The following is a 1,787-nucleotide window of genomic DNA, read 5'->3' as shown; positions in this document are numbered from 1 at the left end:
AACATCGCCAGCGGAAGATGCGCGGTCGCCCGGTGCAGATGATGAACAGCAGCCGCCTTCGGCCGCCACACCCGCAACAACCGCTCCCGCGACAACGCCGGAACCACACCATCATCCACCACGCCCGCCGCATGAACGACACCCGTCAGCGGATACGCCGGATCAACACCCTCCACCAGCCCAGTCACCGCCCCCAGATCACCCACATCAGCGGCCACCACCTCAACCCGCGCACCCAGACCCTCAAGACGCTCCACCAACGCCCCCACCCCCGGCGCATCCCCACCCCGCCGGCCCACCAGCACCAGACGACGCGCACGCCCGGTAACCACCAGATGCTCCGCCACCAGAGCACCCAGAGCACCCGTGCCACCCGTCACCAACACCGTGCCCCGCGGATCCAGCACCACCGGCGGCTCCAGAACAACCTTCCCCACATGCCGCGCATGACTGACGAACCGCAACGCCTCCCGCGCCCGCAACAACGGCCACACCCGCACCGGAGCCGGCACAAGCACACCCGCCTCAAACAGCCCCCGCAACCCCTCCAGCATCCCGCCCACCCGCTCCGGACCGGCATCCGCCACCAGATCAAAAGCACGATAGACAACCCCCGGAAACTCACCCCCCACCCGCTCCGGATCCCGCACATCCGTCTTGCCCATCTCCACGAACCGGCCACCCCCGGCCACCAGCCGCAACGAGGCATCCGTGAACTCCCCCGCCAGACTGTTCAGCACCACATCCACACCCCGGCCCCCCGTCACCCCCCGGAAAGCACCCTCGAACTCCAGATCCCGCGAAGACCCACGATGCGCCGCATCAACCCCCATCTCCTCCAGAACCCCCTGCTTACCAGGACCCGCCGTCGCAAAAACCTCCGCACCCACATGACGCGCGATCTGCACCGCCGCCATCCCCACCCCACCCGTCGCCGCATGAATCAACACCGACCCACCCGCCCGCAAACCCCCCAACTCCACCAACCCATACCAAGCCGTCAAAAACGCAATAGACACCGACGCCGACTCACGCCACCCCCACCCCTGCGGAACCCGCACCACCATCCGCGCATCAGCCACCGCCACCGAACCAAAAGCACCCTCGAACAAACCCATCACCCGATCCCCCGGCACCACCCCCACCACACCAGAACCCACACCCAACACCACACCCGCACCCTCACTCCCCCCGAACAACCCCTCCGCACCCGGATACACACCCAACGCAATCAACACATCCCGAAAATTCACCCCCGCCGCACGAACCCCCACCCGCACCTCACCCACCCCCAACGGCCCCCACACCCCCGGACAAGCCACCACCCCCACACCCTCCACCGACCCCACACCCTCCACACCCAACCGCCACGCCCCCACACCCGACGGAACAGCCAACACACCACCACCCACCCCCACCACACCCGGCACCCACCACCCACCACCCCTCACCACAAACTGCGACTCCCCCCCAACCCCAACCCGACCCACCACACGACCCAACCCAACACCCAACCCACCACCAACACCCGCACCATCAACATCCACATCCACATCCACATCCACCAGCACAAACCGGCCCGGATTCTCCACCTGCGCACTCCGCACCAACCCCCACACCGCCCCACCCACCACATCCACACCATCCGAGCCAGTAACACCACCCGACCCACCCACACCCACACCGTCCACGCCATCCACCACCACCGCACCCCGCGTCACCACCACCAACCGCACCCCCACCAACCCCGGCTCAGCCAGCCACACCCGCAACAACCCAAGAACACG

At 67.4% G+C, this 1,787-nt stretch carries 1 protein-coding gene; it reads right to left on the bottom strand.

Annotated elements, in window-relative coordinates; all coding sequences use genetic code 11:
- A partial coding sequence (locus tag ACIOKD_RS42000) for a KR domain-containing protein (protein WP_402093753.1) occupies positions 1-1,787 on the bottom strand: 1,787 nt, incomplete at both ends.

The sequence above is a fragment of the Streptomyces sp. NPDC087844 genome (assembly GCF_044742785.1).
Lineage (GTDB): Bacteria > Actinomycetota > Actinomycetes > Streptomycetales > Streptomycetaceae > Streptomyces.
This window is presented reverse-complemented; position numbering and strand designations above follow the sequence as displayed.